Source organism: Nocardia sp. NPDC057353, from assembly GCF_042667085.1.
Lineage (GTDB): Bacteria > Actinomycetota > Actinomycetes > Mycobacteriales > Mycobacteriaceae > Nocardia.
Genome location: NZ_JBHVAK010000057.1, coordinates 1 through 15,889 on the forward strand (window position 1 = coordinate 1; position 15,889 = coordinate 15,889).

The following is a 15,889-nucleotide window of genomic DNA, read 5'->3' on the forward strand; positions in this document are numbered from 1 at the left end:
CCCCGACACCGCGCGGTGTCGGGGGCCGGTCGCTTCACTAGGCTCGGCGGCGTGCGTGCCTTCGAAGAATTGCGGAAATGGCCGGTCCGGAATGCCGCCGCCGGTGTGGTCGCCGGTGGTTCGGTAGCCACCGCCGGTGACGTCGATCAGGTCTTCCGGCTCGCCTCGGTGACGAAACCCCTGGTGGCGTACGCCGTTCTGGTCGCCGTCGAGGAGGGCGCCCTCGAGCTCGACCAGCCCGCGGGGCCGCCCGGCGCCACCGTGCGGCACCTGCTCGCGCACACCTCCGGCGTCGCCTTCGACAGTCGCGAGGTGGTCGCCGAGCCCGGCGCCAAGCGGATCTACTCCAGCGCGGGCTTCGAGCTGCTGGCCGAGCTGCTCGAGGCCGAGAGCGGCATCGCGTTCCCGGAGTACCTGCGCGAGGCCGTTTTCGAACCACTCGGTATGTTTCACTCCGCCCTGGACGGCCCGGCGGGCCACGGCGCCGCCTCCTCGGTGGCCGACCTGACCCGGTTCGCTGCCGAGTTGCTGGAGCCCGCGCTGATCTCCGCGGAGACCCACGCGGCCGCCGTCGGTGTGCAGTTCCCCGGCCTCGACGGCATCCTCCCCGGCTACGGCCGACAGCGCCCGAACGACTGGGGACTCGGTTTCGAAATTCGCGGCAAGAAGTCCCCGCACTGGACCGGCAGCACGAATTCCGCCCGCTCGTACGGTCATTTCGGCCAGTCCGGCACCTTCCTCTGGGTGGATCCGGAAATCCGGGTGGCGTGCGTCGCGCTGAGCGACGAGAATTTCGGGGACTGGGCGCGGGAGGCGTGGCCCGCGTTCAGCGACGCGGTGATCGCCGAGAAGTCACTCGCGGCCAACACGGGGGTCCAGTAACACTTGTAACTCCGAGCACTCCAGTACACTCGGGCAACGCCAGCTTCGTCGGGCCGTTGGGGAAGACGTCCCTCGTCGAAGCTGGAGGTGTCAATGGTGCGCGCATCGAGTCAATTCTCTGATGCGACGGCGGGTGTGGTCTACATCCACTCCTCGCCTGCCGCGCTGTGCCCGCACGTCGAATGGGCTCTGACCTCGGCGCTCGGCGCCCCCGCCAAGCTCACCTGGACCGGCCAGCCCGCCGCGGCGGGCCAGCTCCGCGCCACCAGTGACTGGGTCGGCCCGGTCGGCACCGCCGCCCGAATCGCCCGCTCGCTGCGCGACTGGCCGGTGCTGCGCTTCGAGGTGACCGAGGACCCGAGCGACGGCGTCGACGGCGAGCGCTACAGCTTCGTGCCCGGGCTCGGGCTGTGGCACGGCAGCACCAGCGCCAACGGCGACGTGCAGGTCGGCGAGATGCGGCTGCGCTCCATGCTCGACGCCGCTCGCGAGATCGGGCGGTACTACGACCTCTCCGCCGAGATCGAGCGCGCGCTCGGCACCGCGTGGGACGAGGAGCTCGAGGCATTCCGGGGTGGGTACGAGGGCGGAGCCGAGGTCACCTGGCTGCGCCGGGACGTGGGCTGAGTATCGTTTCTGGCTTATATAAGCGGAGGCTGGTACCGTCCGGGTTCGTGCGACCCGGAGGAACTGCGCGATGAAATACACCAACTCGATCGAGATCGCCCTGCCCCGGGAGCGGGTGGCCCAGCTGCTCGCCGACCCCGCGAACATGCCGAAGTGGCTACGCGGGCTGGTGTCGCACGAGCCGGTGCGCGGTGAGCACGGACAGCTCGGCACCGAGTCGAAGGTCGTGCTGCGGACGGGCAATCGGGAGACCGAGGCCACCGAGACGATCACCCGCCGCGACCCGGCGGACCTGACCGAGATCCCCGAGGATGTCGTCGTCCACTTCGACCGGGAGATCGCGGGCCCCGGCATGTGGAGCGTCACCCGCGACCGGCTGACCGCGGCCGGACCGGAGGCGACGCGCTGGGAGAGCGATAGCGAGTACCGGTTCGACGGCTGGGTCATGCGGCTGTTCGGTGTCGTGTGGCCGGGCGCCTTCCGCAAGCAGTCGCAGCGGCACATGGAAGATTTCAAGGCCTTCGCCGAGCGCGGAACGGATGTCCGCGAAGGAAAGGGCTGAGCGCCGGCGCCGAAAACTCCGGCGCCGCACGCCGCGCGCCGCATCGAACCGTCAGGCGGCGGCCTCGCTCGTCCCGACGATGACCGCTCGCCCCACCGTGTGCGGAATCATCAGCACATTGAGCAGCGCGAGGCTCGTCCCCCCGGGAACCTCGAGGCGATCCACCGAGAGCGCCGTCGCGCAGACGAACAGTCGGTGCACGCCGGTCCCCGGCGGCGGCTGCACCCCCGAGTACGCCGCCTGGCCCAGATCGTTGGTCAGCGCCACGGCGCCGTCCGGCACGCCGTCTCCCGCCGCGATGCTCCCCGTCGCGGCGGGCACATCCTTGACCACCCAGTGCCAGAGCCCGCCCGGAATCGGCGCGTCGGCATCGAAGGCCGTGATCACCAGGCTCTTGGCCCCCTCGGGCAGCCCCGACCAGGCCAGCGCGGGCGAGCGGTTGTCGCCGCTGTAGCAGCTCGCCGGGAGCGCGCCGCCGTCCTCGAAATCAGTACTGCGCAGCTCGAATTCGGCAGCGGGGAAGGCAAGCGCGTAGGGGTCGTAGCTCACTGTCTATTCCTCCTGGAGTAGCTCGTTTTATACAGCCTTGCTGTACATCCGAAACGTACAGCCAAGCTGTATAGTTTGTCCAGTGGACGACTACACCGCTGCCGACGCCGAGCAGCTCCGCCTCGCCGTCGGAAAGTTCGTGCGCCGCGTCCGCAGCGCCGACACCATGCCCGCGGGCCAGGCCGCCGTCCTCGGCCACCTGCGCCGAGACGGGCCGCTCGCCATCGTCGCGCTCGCCGAACGGGAACAGGTCCGCCACCAGACCATGGCGCGAACCGTGAAATTGCTGACGGACCAGGGGCTGGTCGACGTCAGCCCCGATCCCGACGACCGTCGACGCGTCGTCGTGACGCTGTCCGCGCGGGGCGACGCTCGCCTCGATGCCGAGCAGGCGGGCCGAGCGGAATGGATTGCGCGGGCCGCGCAGGTCGCGCTGACCGCTCACGAGCGAGCGGTGCTCAGACGCTTTCCCGCGGTGCTCGACAAGCTCATCGCAGGCAGCGGCTGAGCCCGAAGCCGCTCGCGGTCGACTGCACGCTCACGGCCGAACGGCCCATTCATCGCACGGAAATTCGGTTCGGATCATGTGGACGGTCGCGAGGTGTACTCGGCCCAGCGATCGACGGCCTGTTCGAGATCGAGCGCCGCGACCTCGGCGGGAGCCATACCCACGGTATGGATCAATCGCTGTGCGAGCCACTCGGGCACGGGCTCGCGTGGGGGTGCCGGGGCGCCGCCGAACGATTCGATATTCCGACCGAGCCTTTCGACCACCACGCCGAGCTTGCTGAACTCCGGTAACCGACCGGCAGCAGCGACGATTCGTGCAGTTGCTTCCGCGTAGACCTCGGAGTCGGCCCGGGCTCCGATTGCCCAGACCTCACAGATCTCGATCGTCTGCTGATCGACGACCCGGTATACGACGCGCCAGGTGTTGCGCCCGACCACGAGTTTGCGAAACCCCGTCAACTCGCCGCCGAGCGGATATCCCGCCCGGGGCGATTCCAGCAGCAGCAGAATCTTCTTCAAGACTTTCGGCACCGCGTCGGGTCCGAGTTTCCGAAGGTCGTCGATCGCCGCATCCGTGAAGAGAACGTCGACCATTCGTCTACTCGGGGTCATCGAGTTCGGCCAGCGACTGCCTCGTGTGTCCGAAGGCGCCGAGCACATCATCGAGCGACGTACGGTTACCGCTGTCGGTCGCTGCCCGTGCGAGTACCAGCGCGAGATCGCGGAGGTCGGACTCCGCGCGATCCAGTTCGGCGAGCCGTTCCATGCCGACCACGGCGGCGACCGGCCGGTGGTGGCGGGTGACCACCAGATCGGCACCGGCTTCGGCATCTGCGACCAGCCCGGCGATACCGCGCCGCGCGGCGTCGGTGACGCTGAGTTCACGGGTGTTGTGCAGCATGGCCATACCCGAAACTGTACAGATTTCTATCCAGTTGCACGATGTCGAGAAGGGTGTGGGCGCAGAGGGGATCGAACCCCCGACCGCTGGTGTGTAAAACCAGTGCTCTACCGCTGAGCTATACGCCCCTGGTCCGGCCGGACGAGAAATCCGGCGCGGCGGTTTATGAATCTAGCGCGGCCAGCGCTTTCTCCCAAGCCGCCTGGTCACGGGGCTCCCCGGGCCCGTTCATCTCGGCGAACCGGACGATCCCGGAGCGATCGATGACGAAGGTGCCCCGGTTCGGGATGCCGGATTTCTCGTTGAAGACCCCGTACGCCTGGGCGACGGCGCCGTGCGGCCAGAAGTCGGAGAGCAGGGGGAAGGTGTAGCCCTGTTCGGCGGCCCAGATCTTGTGGGTGGGCGGTGGGCCGACGGAGATGGCGAGGATCTCGGCGTCGTCGTTCTGGAACTTGGGGAGCTCGTCCCTGACCTTGCAGAGCTCGCCCTGGCAGATGCCGGTGAAGGCGAGCGGGTAGAACACGAGCAGCACGTTCTTGCGGCCGCGGTAGTCGGCGAGCGAGACGCTCTGGTTGTTCTGGTCCTTCAACGTGAAGTCCGGCGCGGGTGAGCCCACCTCGAGCGGCATGCGCGAATCCTTCCTCTCCCGGTCGGCGCGACACACGCCTGCCCGCTGGGCAAACCTTAGCGAAGGGGGTCAGCGCTGCTTGGAGGGAGCCTTGGGCTGCACCAGCCTGCTGCCGATCCAGGCACCGAGGGTGATCACGGAGGTCTGGGTGAGGCCGGAGGTGGGGGCGGCCTCGGCGATCTCGCTGGGATCGACGTGGCCGGGCCTGCCGGTCTTGGGGGTGAGCACCCAGATGAAGCCGTCGTCGGCGAGCGGGCTGATGATGTCCATCAGCTCGTCGGCGAGGTCACCGTCGCCGTCGCGCCACCAGAGCAGCACGGCGTCGACGACCTCGTCGGAGTCCTCGTCGACCATCTCGCTGCCGCTGACCGCCTCGACGTCGGCGCGGAGGTCGTCGTCGGTGTCCTCGTCCCAGCCCAACTCCTGGACAACCAAGCCGTGGGTAATGCCAAGCTTCTCTGCGAAGTTCTGCGCGTCCGCCGCGGCAACCACGGTGGTGTCCTCCTCAACTCCCGACTACAGATAGCTGCAAGCGAACATGGTTCCGGGCCGCAGCGCAAGCCGATCGGCCGAAAAGCCATCGGAATGTCGTGCGCGCGGGCGGCCGCGGTCAGCGCCCGGCGCAGCTGGTGTTGACCGCGTTGCGGGCATTGTTGACCCGCTGGCTGGCCCCGTTCAGCGCGTCGACGGGGGCGGTGTAGGTCATCGGCCTGGTCTGCCCGGCGAGCGCCCGCGCGGCTTCGACGTACTCGGTCAACTGGGCGGCGAGGTCGCCGGGCAACGCGCCCGCAGCCTGGTTGACCCCGGCCTCGACCTTGTTCGCGGCGTCCTCAAGGGTGTCCGCCGCGCCGTCGCGTTTCGGCACGTAGTCCGGGGCGTTGCTGTCGTGCGCGGTGACGAACTCGTTGTACCGCGACACCCCGACGCCGGTGATGCCGGGGAACTGGCCGCAGTTGTCCGAGATGGCCTTGGCCTCGGCGGCGGCCTTGCGGGACGAGGTCGCCGCGGCCGACGAGGAGGCGGCCTCGGTCTTGTAGGCGGAGACGTCGGCGACGTTCGGCGCCGCCGTCCCGTCGACCCGGTTCGCGCAGCCGGCCACGAGGAGCCCGGCCGAGACGGCCACGGCCGCGCACATCAGTCCGAACCCGCGTGGGTTCAGCATCATCGTCCTCCCCGCTGTCGAGCACCCTGGTGGCAACACCGTCGTTCCCTCTCGAACGTACTGGATTCCCGGCTGGAATGATGACCTGGGACGCACCATCGGCAAGGATGGTTGGTGCGCCCGAACCTTTCGTATCGGGCGGGGCGCCGACCAGCGTGCTCGCCCGGGGAACCAGACGCCATCAGCATGTCCACCCCTGTACGAGGAGCCGATTTGACCGACCTGATCCACTCTTCCGCACCGGCGCGACCCGCCGGAGACGACCGCACCGGGGAACCGGCCGCCGCCGCGGGCACCGACCCCACCGGGTCCGTTCCGCAGTCCGGCCGGGTGCGGGTGATTCGCGAAGGCGTGGCCTCCTACCTACCGGATATCGACCCGGAGGAAACCAGCGAATGGCTCGAGTCGTTCGACCAGATGCTGGATCGCGAGGGCCCCGGCCGCGCCCGCTACCTGATGCTCCGCCTGCTGGAGCGGGCCGGTGAGCGCCGGGTCGCGATCCCGTCGCTGACCTCCACCGACTACGTGAACACCATCCCGACCGAGAACGAGCCGTGGTTCCCCGGCGACGAGGAGGTGGAGCGCCGGTTCCGCGCCTGGATCCGGTGGAACGCCGCGATCATGGTGCACCGCGCGCAGCGGCCGGGCATCGGCGTCGGCGGGCACATCTCCACCTACGCCTCCTCGGCCGCGCTCTACGAGGTGGGCTTCAACCACTTCTTCCGCGGCAAGGACCACCCCGGCGGCGGCGACTCCATCTTCATCCAGGGCCACGCCTCGCCCGGCATCTACGCCCGCGCGTTCCTGGAGGGCAGGCTCTCCACGGACAAGCTGGACGGCTTCCGGCAGGAGTACAGCCACGGCGGCCCCGGCCACGGACTGCCCTCGTACCCGCACCCGCGGCTACTGGACAGCTTCTGGGAGTTCCCGACGGTCTCCATGGGGCTGGGCCCGATGAACGCCATCTACCAGGCGCGGTTCAACCACTACCTGCACGACCGCGGCATCAAGGACACCTCGGACCAGCACGTCTGGGCCTTCCTCGGCGACGGCGAGATGGACGAGCCGGAGTCGCGCGGCCTCGCGCACGTGGCGGCGATGGAGGGGCTGGACAACCTGACCTTCGTGGTCAACTGCAACCTGCAGCGCCTGGACGGCCCGGTCCGCGGCAACGGGAAGATCATCCAGGAGCTGGAGTCGTTCTTCCGCGGCGCGGGCTGGAACGTGATCAAGGTGATCTGGGGCCGGGAGTGGGACGCGCTGCTCGGCGCCGACCGCGACGGCGCGCTGGTGAACCTGATGAACACCACGCCGGACGGCGACTACCAGACCTACAAGGCGAACGACGGCGCCTACGTGCGCGACCACTTCTTCGGCCGCGACCCGCGCACCAAGGCGCTGGTCCAGGACCTCTCCGACCCGGAGATCTGGAACCTCAAGCGCGGCGGCCACGACTACCGCAAGGTCTACGCGGCCTACGCGGCGGCGATGGCGCACAAGGGCCAGCCGACGGTGATCCTGGCCAAGACGATCAAGGGCTACACCCTCGGCAAGCACTTCGAGGGCCGCAACGCCACGCACCAGATGAAGAAGCTGACGCTGCAGGACCTGAAGGACTTCCGCGACCTGCAGCGCATCCCGATCACCGACGCCGAGCTGGAGAAGGACCCGTACCTTCCGCCGTACTACCACCCCGGCATGGAGTCCCGCGAGGTCCAGTACATGCTGGACCGGCGCAAGGCGCTCGGCGGGTTCCTGCCGGAGCGGCGCACCGCGCCGCAGCCGCTGAAGCTCCCCGGTGACGAGGCGTACCGCTCGATCCGCAAGGGGTCGGGCAAGCAGAACGTGGCCACCACCATGGCGCTGGTCCGGCTCATGAAGGAGCTGCTGCGGGACAAGGAGATCGGCAAGCGGATCGTGCCGATCATCCCGGACGAGGCGCGCACCTTCGGCATGGACTCGTGGTTCCCGTCGCTGAAGATCTACAACCGCAACGGCCAGCTCTACACCTCGGTCGACGCCGAGCTCATGCTCGCCTACAAGGAGAGCAGCGCCGGGCAGATCCTGCACGAGGGGATCAACGAGGCGGGCTCGACGGCCTCGTTCACCGCGGCGGGCACCTCGTACGCCACGCACGGCGAGCCGATGATCCCGCTGTACATCTTCTACTCGATGTTCGGCTTCCAGCGCACCGGCGACGGGCTCTGGGCCGCCGCCGACCAGCTGGCCCGCGGCTTCGTGCTCGGCGCCACCGCCGGGCGCACCACGCTGACCGGCGAGGGGCTGCAGCACAACGACGGCCACTCGCTGCTGCTCGCCTCGACCAACCCGGCGGTCGTCACCTACGACCCGGCCTACGCCTTCGAGATCGCGCACATCGTGCGGGACGGGCTGCGCCGGATGTACGGCGGAACGCCGGGCGTCGACGGCTTCGGCGGCGAGAACATCTTCTACTACATCACCCTCTACAACGAGCCGTACCCGCAGCCGGCCGAGCCGGATGACGTGGACGTGGCGGGGCTGCTCAAGGGCATCTACCGCTACCGGGCGGGCACCGAGGGCGAGCTGCCCGCGCAGATCCTGGTCTCCGGCGTCACGGTGCCCGCGGGGCTGCGCGCGCAGGAGCTGCTCGCGAAGGAGTGGAACGTGCGGGCCGACGTCTGGTCGGTGACGTCGTGGGGCGAGCTGCGCCGGGACGGGCTGGCGAAGGAGATCGCGGCGCTGCGGCACCCGGGCGAGGACCCCGGCGTCCCGTACATCACCGAGGTGCTGGCCGAGGCCGAAGGCCCGATCGTGGCGGCCTCGGACTGGATGCGGGCGGTCCAGGACCAGATCCGCAAGTGGGTCCCTGGCGACTACATCACCCTCGGCACCGACGGTTTCGGCTTCTCCGACACCCGCCCGGCCGCCCGCCGGGTGTTCAATGTGGATGCCGAGTCGATCACGGTGGCGGTGCTGGCCGGGCTGGCGAAGGCCGGGAAGATCGACGCGGCCAAGCCCGCCGAGGCGGCCGCGAAGTACCGCATCGACGATGTCACGGCAGCGCCAGAGGCCGACGTCGACGACGAGTAGCCACCGGTAGCGGCGAAAACGGAAGGGATCGTGGAGCGTAAACCACCGCGGCCGAGGCGGATCTCGGACACCTCGTCGGAGCACGAGGTCTACCTGCCGACCGGCGCGCTCTCGCCGAACCGGCAGAACCGGGACCCGCTGCCGGACACGCTGCTCAGGCGGGTCAAGCAGTTCTCCGGGCGGCTCTCCACCGAGGCGGTGGGGTCGATGCAGGACCGGCTGCCGTTCTTCGCCGATCTGGACGCCGCGCAGCGCGCGGGCGTGCAGATGCTGGTGCAGACCGCGGTGGTGAACTTCCTGGAGTGGCTGCAGGACCCGGACAGCGACATCCGGTTCAGCCTGGACGCCTTCCAGGTGTTCCCGCAGGACCTGGCGCGGCGGCTGACGCTGCGCCAGACCGTGGACATGGTCAGGGTGGCCATGGAGTTCTTCGAGCAGTGGCTGCCCGCGCTGGCCCGCAACGACCGGCAGCTGGTGGCGCTCACCGAGGCGGTGCTGCGATACGGGCGCGAGCTCGGTTTCGCGGCCGCCTCGGTGTACGCCAGCGCGGCGGAGTCGAGGGGGGCGTGGGACACCAGGCTCGAGGCGCTGGTGGTGGATGCCGTCGTGCGCGGCGACACCGGCCCGGACATGCTCTCCAGGGCCGCCACCTTGAACTGGGACGCCACCGCGCCCGCCACCGTGCTCGTCGGCATCCCGCCGCGCGAGCAGGGCGTCTCGGCGGTGGGCGCGGTGCACACCATCGCGGCGCGGCACGGCAGGGCCGCGCTGGCGGTGGTGCAGGGCACCAGGCTGGTGATGGTGGTGAGCGGGCCGCTCGGCGAGCCGGGGCAGGAGTCGGCGTTCCTCGGCGACCTGCTGGCCGAGGTCTTCTCCGACGGCCCGGTGGTGATCGGGCCGACCACCCGCACGCTCGGCGCCGCGCACGCCAGCGCGGTGGAGGCGCTGGCCGGGATGGAGGCGGTGGTCGGCTGGCGGGGGGCGCCGCGGCCGGTGCACGCCGCGGAGTTGTTGCCGGAACGCGCCTTGTTGGGGGACCGTGCTGCGGTCGGGGCGCTCGTCGACTACGTTGTGCTTCCGTTGGCAGCGGCCGGTTCGGCCCTGGCGGACACCCTTGATGCGTACCTCGATTGCGGGGGAGCGGTCGAGACCTGCGCCCGTCAGCTGTACATCCATCCAAATACGGTGCGGTATCGCCTGAAGCGCATCGCGGAAGTCACCGGCCGGGATCCGATGAATTCGCGCGACGCTTACGTGCTCCGAATCGCTGCCACAGTAGGTCGTTTGACACGAACTCGTAACGAATCGTCATCAACTCCATCAGAAGACACTTCTGCCTCGATGGGTTCCGACGGACTGTAACGGCCAACCCGCTCCGCGCGATCGGCGCGGCCGACGTGGCCGTTTGTGGGACCCCCACAAAAGCAGTCCGAAACCTTCATCGGTGCCGACATCACGTAGTAGGCGCTTCACAGTGTTTTCTTAGGGACGTGATCGCGTTGTTCGCCCCCGGACAGGGGTCCCAGACACCCGGCATGCTCGCGCCCTGGCTCGAGGTGCCCGGCGCCGCCGATCGCCTCGCGCTCTGGAGCAAGGCGTCGGGGCTGGATCTGGTCCGCCTCGGCACCACCGCCACCGCGGAGGAGATCACCGACACCGCGGTGACCCAGCCGCTCGTGGTCGCCGCGGCGCTGCTCGCGTTCGCGGAGATCGACCAGGATTCGCTGCCCGCGGATACCATCGTGGCCGGGCACTCGGTCGGCGAGCTCGCCGCCGCGGCGGTGGCGGGCGTCATCACGCCGGACGAGGCGGTCACCCTGGCCGCCATCCGCGGCGCGGAGATGGCGAAGGCGTGCGCGCTGGAGCCGACCGGGATGTCGGCGGTGCTCGGTGGCGACGAGGCCGCCGTGCTCGCCAGGCTCGCGGAGCTCGACCTGGTTCCGGCCAACCGCAACGCGGCCGGGCAGATCGTGGCCGCGGGCGCGGTGCAGGCCCTCGCGGAACTCGCCGCGAACCCGCCGGAGAAGGCGCGCGTGCGCGCCCTCCCCGTCGCGGGCGCGTTCCACACCGCGTACATGGCGCCCGCCCAGGACGCCGTGACCGCGGCGGTCGCGAAGATCACCCCCGGCGAGCCGGTGCGCACCCTGCTCTCGAACTTCGACGGCGCGCCCGTCGAGTCCGGTCAGGACGCGATCGACAAGCTCGCGGCCCAGGTCACCCGCCCCGTGCGGTGGGATCTGTGCACCGAGACCAGCAGGCGGGCCGGGGTGTCGGCGGTGGCGGAGCTGCCACCTGCCGGGACCCTCGTCGGCATCGCCAAGCGGGAGCTGAAGGGGACGCCGACACTGGCGCTCAAAACCCCCGAAGACCTCCCCGCCTTGGCCGCGCTCACGAGCTCCGGCTAGCTTTCCCACGGTCGCGCGGCAATCGACACGCGACCGTGACCGAGCCGGACGGTAACCAAAGTCCGGTTCCGATCGAAAACCCAGTAGAGCCCTACTCAGCAGAAACAAGAAGGGAGCCACGAAGTGGCCGCTCTGACCCAGGAACAAATCGTCGAGGAGCTCGGCAAGATCATCGAGGAAGTGACCGGCATCGAGCCGTCCGAGGTGACCGTCGAGAAGTCCTTCGTCGATGACCTGGACATCGACTCGCTGTCCATGGTCGAGATCGCTGTGCAGACCGAGGACAAGTACGGCGTCAAGATCCCGGACGAGGATCTCGCCAGCCTGAAGACGGTCGGCGACGCCGTCAATTACATCCAGAAGCTCGAGGCCGAGAACTCCGACGCCGCCGCCGAGCTCAAGGCCAAGTTCGACAGCGCCGAGTAGGACTGAACCAGTGACCACTCCTTCCACCAAGAACGGGAACTTTCCCAACGTCGTCGTTACGAGCCTGGCGGCGACCACGTCGATCGCGGGTGACGTCGATGCGACGTGGAAGGGCCTCCTCAACGGCGAGAGCGGCATCGACGTTCTCGAGGATGACTTCATCGAGGAATACGACCTGCCGGTCCGTATCGGCGGCCACCTGAAGGTGAACCCGGAGACCCTGCTGACCAGGGTCGAGGCCCGGCGCATGTCCTACGTGGAGCAGCTCTCGACCGTGCTCGGTCGTGAGGTCTGGCGCAACGCCGGCAGCCCGGAGGTCGATCCCGAACGCCTCGGCGTCGCGATCGGCACCGGCCTCGGCGGCGGCGACGCCCTCATCGACTCGGTCGACAAGCTGAAGAACGGCGGCTTCCGCAAGGTCTCGCCGCTGGCCGTGCAGATGGTCATGCCGAACGGCCCCTCCGCGGTCGTCGGCCTCGAATTGAAGGCGCGGGCAGGAGTGGTCACTCCGGTCTCGGCGTGCTCGTCCGGCTCCGAGGCCATCGCCAACGCATGGCGGATGATCGTCATGGGCGATGCCGACATCGTCGTCACCGGCGGTGTCGAGGGCTTCATCGACGCGGTGCCGATCGCGGCGTTCTCCATGATGCGCGCGATGAGCACCCGCAACGACGATCCGAAGGGCGCCTCGCGCCCCTTCGACAAGGATCGCGACGGCTTCGTGTTCGGCGAGGCGGGCGCCCTCATGGTCATCGAGACCGAGGAGCACGCCAAGGCCCGCGGCGCCACCATCCACGCCAGGCTGCTCGGCGCGGGGATCACCTCCGACGGCTTCCACCTGGTCGCCCCCGACCCCGAGGGCAGCGGCGCCGCGCGCGCCATCACCAGGGCGCTGCAGACCGCAGGACTGCAGAAGAGCGACATCACCCACATCAACGCGCATGCCACCGCCACCCCGATCGGCGACACCGCCGAGGCGCGGGCGATCGGCAAGTCGGTGGGTAACCACGCTTCGGTCTACGCGCCGAAGTCCGCCCTCGGGCACTCGATCGGCGCGGTGGGCGCACTGGAGTCGGTGCTCACCGTGCTCAGCATCCGGGACGGCATCGTCCCGCCGACGCTGAACCTGGAGAACCAGGATCCGGAGATCGATCTCGACGTGGTGCACGGGGAGGCCCGGCGCCAGGAAATCGAGTACGCGGTCAACAACTCCTTCGGTTTCGGCGGGCACAATGTGGCGCTCGCCTTCGGCCGGGCCTAGCGAGTAGCCCGACCGCACAACGGAATACGACGGGGGCCCTGGCATTCTGCCGGGCCCCCTTCGGTTCCCGCACATCCTTTTTCTCCGCCGGACGCGGCGCCATCGAATGCTGCCGTCGACCGACCCGCCCCCGAACAGGAGGTGAGCGCGATGACGATCATGGCCCCCGCGCTCCGACCGGACACCGCCACCGACCCGCGCGACCCGCTCGGCAGGCTGCAGCGGTTCTTCGACGCGGGCACGCTCCTGCCGCTGCACCCGCGCGACCGCTCCGGCGTGCTCGCCGCGATCGGCGAGGTGGACGGGGTGCGCACCGTCGCCTACTGCTCGGATGCCACCGTCATGGGCGGCGCCATGGGCGTCGACGGCTGCAAGCACATCGTCTCCGCCATCGACACCGCGCTGGACGCGGGCGTCCCGGTGGTCGGGCTCTGGCACTCCGGCGGCGCCAGGCTGGCCGAGGGCGTCGAGGCGCTGCACGCGGTCGGGCTGGTGTTCGAGGCGATGGTCCGGGCATCGGGGCGGATTCCGCAGCTCTCCGTCGTGCTCGGCTTCGCCGCGGGCGGCGCCGCCTACGGCCCCGCGCTCACCGACATCGTGATCATGGCGCCCGAGGGCCGGGTCTTCGTCACCGGCCCGGACGTGGTGCGCAGCGTCACCGGCGAGCAGGTCGACATGGCCACGCTCGGCGGGCCGGAGACGCACGGCAAGAAGTCCGGCGTGACGCACATCGTCGCGAACGACGAGGCCGACGCGCTGCACCGGGCGCGGCGGCTGGTCTCCATGTTCGCCGAGCAGGGCGAGTTCGACCTGGCCGCGGCGGCGGGCGGCGACGTGGACCTCAAGGCGCTGCTGCCGGAGTCGCCGCGGCGGGCCTACGACGTCAAGCCGGTGGTGCACGAGCTGCTGGACAACGTGGACGGCGAGTCCACCTTCGAGGAGCTGCAGGGCGGGTACGCGCGCAGCATGGTCACCGGGCTCGGCAGGCTCGGCGGCCGCACCGTCGGCGTGCTGGCCAACAACCCGCTGCGGCTCGGCGGCTGCCTGAACTCCGAGAGCGCCGAGAAGGCGGCCCGCTTCGTGCGGCTCTGCGACGCCTTCGGCATCCCGATCATCGTGCTCACCGACGTGCCCGGCTACCTGCCCGGCGTCGGCCAGGAGTGGGAGGGCGTCGTGCGCCGCGGCGCCAAGCTGCTGCACGCCTTCGCCGAGGCCAGGGTGCCGCGGGTGACGCTGGTGACCCGCAAGATCTACGGCGGCGCCTACATCGCCATGAACGCCCGCGCGCTCGGCGCCACCGCGGTCTACGCCTGGCCCGGCTCCGAGGTCGCGGTCATGGGGGCCAAGGCCGCCGTCGGCATCCTGCACAAGAAGGCGCTGGCCGCCGCGCCCGAGGCCGAGCGCGAGGCGTTGCACGAGCGTTTGACCGCCGAGCACGAGCAGATCGCCGGGGGCGTGGAGCGGGCCGTCGCCATCGGGGTGGTGGACGAGGTCATCGACCCGGCCCGCACCCGCAGCACGCTGGCGGCGGCGCTGGCCGCGGTGCCCGCCGTAGCCAGCCATCACAAGAACATCCCGCTGTAGCTGGGGGTTCCGGCGGTAGCATCGCCGGATGCGCTACCAGGATCTCGCCGAGGTGCCGTGCTCGATCACCCGGCCGCTCGTCGTCTTCGGGGACCGCTGGACGCTGCTCATCCTCAAGTGCTGCTTCAGCGGGATCCGGCGGTTCAACGGGTTCCAGAGCGCGCTCGGGATCTCGCGCAGCAGGCTGCTGGATCGGCTGGATCGGCTGATCGAGCACGGGATCCTGGTCAAGGTGGAGTCCGGGGAGTACCGGCTCACGCCCAAGGGGCACGACATCTACCCGGTGCTGCTCGCCATCCGGGACTGGGGTGACGCGCACATGGCGCCGGACGGGCCGCCGGTGCGGTACAGCCACCGGGACTGCGCCGGGGAGGCGCACGTACGGCTGGCCTGCGACCACTGCGGAGCCGAGATGACGGCGCGCGACGTCGTGCCCGAGCCCGCGGCCGTCCGGCCGGGCTGAGGGCACGCGAATCCCGGCAGCTGCGCGAGCGGTCAGGCGCTGTGGAAGTGCACGGTGTCGGCGAGGTCGGCGCGGGTGGTGCGGAAGTTGTTGACGGGGTGCTCGGCGTCGGGGTAGCCGAAGGAGATGCCCGCGACCACGCGCTGGTCGTCCGGGATGCCGAAGTGGCGGCGGACGAAGGGGGCGTAGGTGGCGAGCGCGGCCTGCGGGGCGGCGCCGAGGCCGAGGCTCTGCGCGGCGAGCAGGAAGCTGTTCAGGTAGAGGCCGCAGTCGACGGCGGCGTAGACGCCGAGGTCGGCGGGGGCGCTGACGATCGCCACGTGCGGCGCGTCGAAGAAGTCGAAGTTGCGCATGGTCTGCCGGAACGCGGCCGCCTTGTCGCCGCGCTCGATCCCGACGCTCTCGTACAGCTGGCCGCCGCACTCCCGGCGCCGCTGCTGGTGGACGCCGGTGTAGGCGGGCGGGAAGGGGAAGTCCGGCCCGCCGTCGGGGGCGGCGAGGTGCGCGCGCAGCGCGGTCCGGAAGCGCTCGGTGCCCGCGCCGTCGGTGACCTCGACCCGCCACGGCTGGGTGTTGCACCAGGACGGGGTGCGCTGGGCGGCGAGCAGCAGCCGCTCCACGATCTCCCGCGGCACCGGCTCCGGGCGGAACTGACGGCAGGTCCAGCGCTCGTCCAGCAGCCGGCGCAGCGCGGTGTACTGGTCGGTGTCGATCGCTGTCATGGGGCTCCCTCGCCGTTTTGGTCTCTTTTCGAGACCAAACAGTAGCAGTGGGGTTCGCTGACGAGAAGTGTCCGGAGGTGGACCGGGTCCGCCGGGTTGGGTGGCGTACGCCACACCCTGAGGCACAATCGGCGC

18 protein-coding genes and 1 tRNA gene are annotated in these 15,889 nt (G+C 70.0%); 11 read left to right on the plus strand and 8 right to left on the minus strand.

Going from position 1 to position 15,889, the window contains the following annotated elements; genetic code table 11:
- Positions 1–51: 51 nt before the first annotated feature.
- From ACFUUZ_RS25050 to ACFUUZ_RS25060, 3 genes are all read left to right on the plus strand, one after another.
- The gene (locus ACFUUZ_RS25050) at positions 52–882 is read left to right on the plus strand and encodes a serine hydrolase domain-containing protein (protein ID WP_378700214.1); all 831 of its coding nucleotides are present in this window, start codon (positions 52–54) and stop codon (positions 880–882) included.
- A 96-nt stretch (positions 883–978) separates the two neighbouring features.
- Complete coding sequence (locus ACFUUZ_RS25055) at positions 979–1,509, plus strand: DUF3145 domain-containing protein (RefSeq protein ID WP_378616579.1); 531 nt, start codon at positions 979–981, stop codon at positions 1,507–1,509.
- Positions 1,510–1,579: 70 nt separating this feature from the next.
- Positions 1,580–2,071 carry an SRPBCC family protein gene (locus tag ACFUUZ_RS25060; protein ID WP_378700216.1) on the plus strand — a complete coding sequence of 164 codons (492 nt, stop codon included), beginning with the start codon at positions 1,580–1,582 and terminating at the stop codon, positions 2,069–2,071.
- A gap of 51 nt (positions 2,072–2,122) precedes the next feature.
- Here the strand turns inward: ACFUUZ_RS25060 and ACFUUZ_RS25065 are convergent, their stop codons facing one another.
- The gene (locus tag ACFUUZ_RS25065) at positions 2,123–2,620 is read right to left on the minus strand and encodes a YbhB/YbcL family Raf kinase inhibitor-like protein (protein ID WP_378700218.1); all 498 of its coding nucleotides are present in this window, start codon (positions 2,618–2,620) and stop codon (positions 2,123–2,125) included.
- An 82-nt stretch (positions 2,621–2,702) separates the two neighbouring features.
- On the opposite strand from ACFUUZ_RS25065, the gene ACFUUZ_RS25070 reads away from it, so the two are divergent.
- Complete coding sequence (locus ACFUUZ_RS25070) at positions 2,703–3,128, plus strand: MarR family winged helix-turn-helix transcriptional regulator (RefSeq protein ID WP_378700220.1); 426 nt, start codon at positions 2,703–2,705, stop codon at positions 3,126–3,128.
- A 74-nt stretch (positions 3,129–3,202) separates the two neighbouring features.
- Here ACFUUZ_RS25070 and ACFUUZ_RS25075 read toward each other — a convergent pair whose 3' ends face one another.
- From ACFUUZ_RS25075 to ACFUUZ_RS25100, 6 genes are all read right to left on the minus strand, one after another.
- A complete protein-coding gene (locus ACFUUZ_RS25075; protein ID WP_378700222.1) occupies positions 3,203–3,724 on the minus strand; it encodes a type II toxin-antitoxin system RelE/ParE family toxin in 522 nt (173 codons plus the stop codon).
- A gap of 4 nt (positions 3,725–3,728) precedes the next feature.
- Positions 3,729–4,037, minus strand: coding sequence for a type II toxin-antitoxin system Phd/YefM family antitoxin (locus ACFUUZ_RS25080; protein WP_378700224.1), 309 nt, complete (start codon positions 4,035–4,037; stop codon positions 3,729–3,731).
- Positions 4,038–4,087: 50 nt separating this feature from the next.
- Positions 4,088–4,159 (minus strand) — tRNA-Val (locus tag ACFUUZ_RS25085).
- A 35-nt stretch (positions 4,160–4,194) separates the two neighbouring features.
- On the minus strand, positions 4,195–4,659 hold the full coding sequence (locus tag ACFUUZ_RS25090; RefSeq protein ID WP_378700226.1) for a peroxiredoxin: 465 nt from the start codon (positions 4,657–4,659) through the stop codon (positions 4,195–4,197).
- 69 nt (positions 4,660–4,728) lie between these two features.
- Positions 4,729–5,151 (minus strand): DUF3052 domain-containing protein, encoded by a 423-nt coding sequence (locus ACFUUZ_RS25095; RefSeq protein ID WP_378700228.1) that lies wholly within the window; start codon positions 5,149–5,151, stop codon positions 4,729–4,731.
- 118 nt (positions 5,152–5,269) lie between these two features.
- Positions 5,270–5,794 carry a hypothetical protein gene (locus ACFUUZ_RS25100; RefSeq protein WP_378700230.1) on the minus strand — a complete coding sequence of 175 codons (525 nt, stop codon included), beginning with the start codon at positions 5,792–5,794 and terminating at the stop codon, positions 5,270–5,272.
- Between the two features lie 240 nt (positions 5,795–6,034).
- Here ACFUUZ_RS25100 and aceE point away from each other — a divergent pair, with 240 nt between their 5' ends.
- The 7 genes from aceE to ACFUUZ_RS25135 all read left to right on the plus strand — a co-directional run bounded on the left by aceE (position 6,035) and on the right by ACFUUZ_RS25135 (position 15,032).
- Positions 6,035–8,893 carry a pyruvate dehydrogenase (acetyl-transferring), homodimeric type gene (gene aceE, locus ACFUUZ_RS25105; protein WP_378700232.1) on the plus strand — a complete coding sequence of 953 codons (2,859 nt, stop codon included), beginning with the start codon at positions 6,035–6,037 and terminating at the stop codon, positions 8,891–8,893.
- A 60-nt stretch (positions 8,894–8,953) separates the two neighbouring features.
- Positions 8,954–10,255 (plus strand): PucR family transcriptional regulator, encoded by a 1,302-nt coding sequence (locus ACFUUZ_RS25110; RefSeq protein ID WP_378700284.1) that lies wholly within the window; start codon positions 8,954–8,956, stop codon positions 10,253–10,255.
- A 128-nt stretch (positions 10,256–10,383) separates the two neighbouring features.
- Positions 10,384–11,298: an ACP S-malonyltransferase gene (locus ACFUUZ_RS25115; protein WP_378700234.1), complete on the plus strand. Its 915-nt coding sequence runs from the start codon at positions 10,384–10,386 to the stop codon at positions 11,296–11,298.
- Positions 11,299–11,421: 123 nt separating this feature from the next.
- A complete protein-coding gene (gene acpM / locus ACFUUZ_RS25120; RefSeq protein WP_067654938.1) occupies positions 11,422–11,724 on the plus strand; it encodes a meromycolate extension acyl carrier protein AcpM in 303 nt (100 codons plus the stop codon).
- 10 nt (positions 11,725–11,734) lie between these two features.
- Positions 11,735–12,985 carry a KasA/KasB family beta-ketoacyl-ACP synthase gene (locus ACFUUZ_RS25125; RefSeq protein WP_378700237.1) on the plus strand — a complete coding sequence of 417 codons (1,251 nt, stop codon included), beginning with the start codon at positions 11,735–11,737 and terminating at the stop codon, positions 12,983–12,985.
- A 150-nt stretch (positions 12,986–13,135) separates the two neighbouring features.
- Positions 13,136–14,569 carry an acyl-CoA carboxylase subunit beta gene (locus tag ACFUUZ_RS25130; protein WP_378700239.1) on the plus strand — a complete coding sequence of 478 codons (1,434 nt, stop codon included), beginning with the start codon at positions 13,136–13,138 and terminating at the stop codon, positions 14,567–14,569.
- Positions 14,570–14,597: 28 nt separating this feature from the next.
- Positions 14,598–15,032, plus strand: coding sequence for a winged helix-turn-helix transcriptional regulator (locus tag ACFUUZ_RS25135; protein ID WP_378700241.1), 435 nt, complete (start codon positions 14,598–14,600; stop codon positions 15,030–15,032).
- Positions 15,033–15,064: 32 nt separating this feature from the next.
- Here the strand turns inward: ACFUUZ_RS25135 and ACFUUZ_RS25140 are convergent, their stop codons facing one another.
- Complete coding sequence (locus ACFUUZ_RS25140; protein ID WP_378700243.1) at positions 15,065–15,754, minus strand: nitroreductase; 690 nt, start codon at positions 15,752–15,754, stop codon at positions 15,065–15,067.
- Positions 15,755–15,889 lie beyond the last annotated feature (135 nt).

What these genes read in the sequence shown, in the direction of transcription:
- ACFUUZ_RS25100 (WP_378700230.1), bottom strand. Translation starts at nt 5,794, where the DNA reads ATGTGCGCGGCCGTGGCCGTCTCGGCCGGGCTCCTCGTGGCCGGCTGC.
- ACFUUZ_RS25130 (WP_378700239.1), top strand. Translation starts at nt 13,136, where the DNA reads ATGACGATCATGGCCCCCGCGCTCCGACCGGACACCGCCACCGACCCG.
- ACFUUZ_RS25140 (WP_378700243.1), bottom strand. Translation starts at nt 15,754, where the DNA reads ATGACAGCGATCGACACCGACCAGTACACCGCGCTGCGCCGGCTGCTG.
- ACFUUZ_RS25075 (WP_378700222.1), bottom strand. Translation starts at nt 3,724, where the DNA reads ATGGTCGACGTTCTCTTCACGGATGCGGCGATCGACGACCTTCGGAAA.
- ACFUUZ_RS25080 (WP_378700224.1), bottom strand. Translation starts at nt 4,037, where the DNA reads ATGGCCATGCTGCACAACACCCGTGAACTCAGCGTCACCGACGCCGCG.
- ACFUUZ_RS25090 (WP_378700226.1), bottom strand. Translation starts at nt 4,659, where the DNA reads ATGCCGCTCGAGGTGGGCTCACCCGCGCCGGACTTCACGTTGAAGGAC.
- ACFUUZ_RS25060 (WP_378700216.1), top strand. Translation starts at nt 1,580, where the DNA reads ATGAAATACACCAACTCGATCGAGATCGCCCTGCCCCGGGAGCGGGTG.
- ACFUUZ_RS25135 (WP_378700241.1), top strand. Translation starts at nt 14,598, where the DNA reads ATGCGCTACCAGGATCTCGCCGAGGTGCCGTGCTCGATCACCCGGCCG.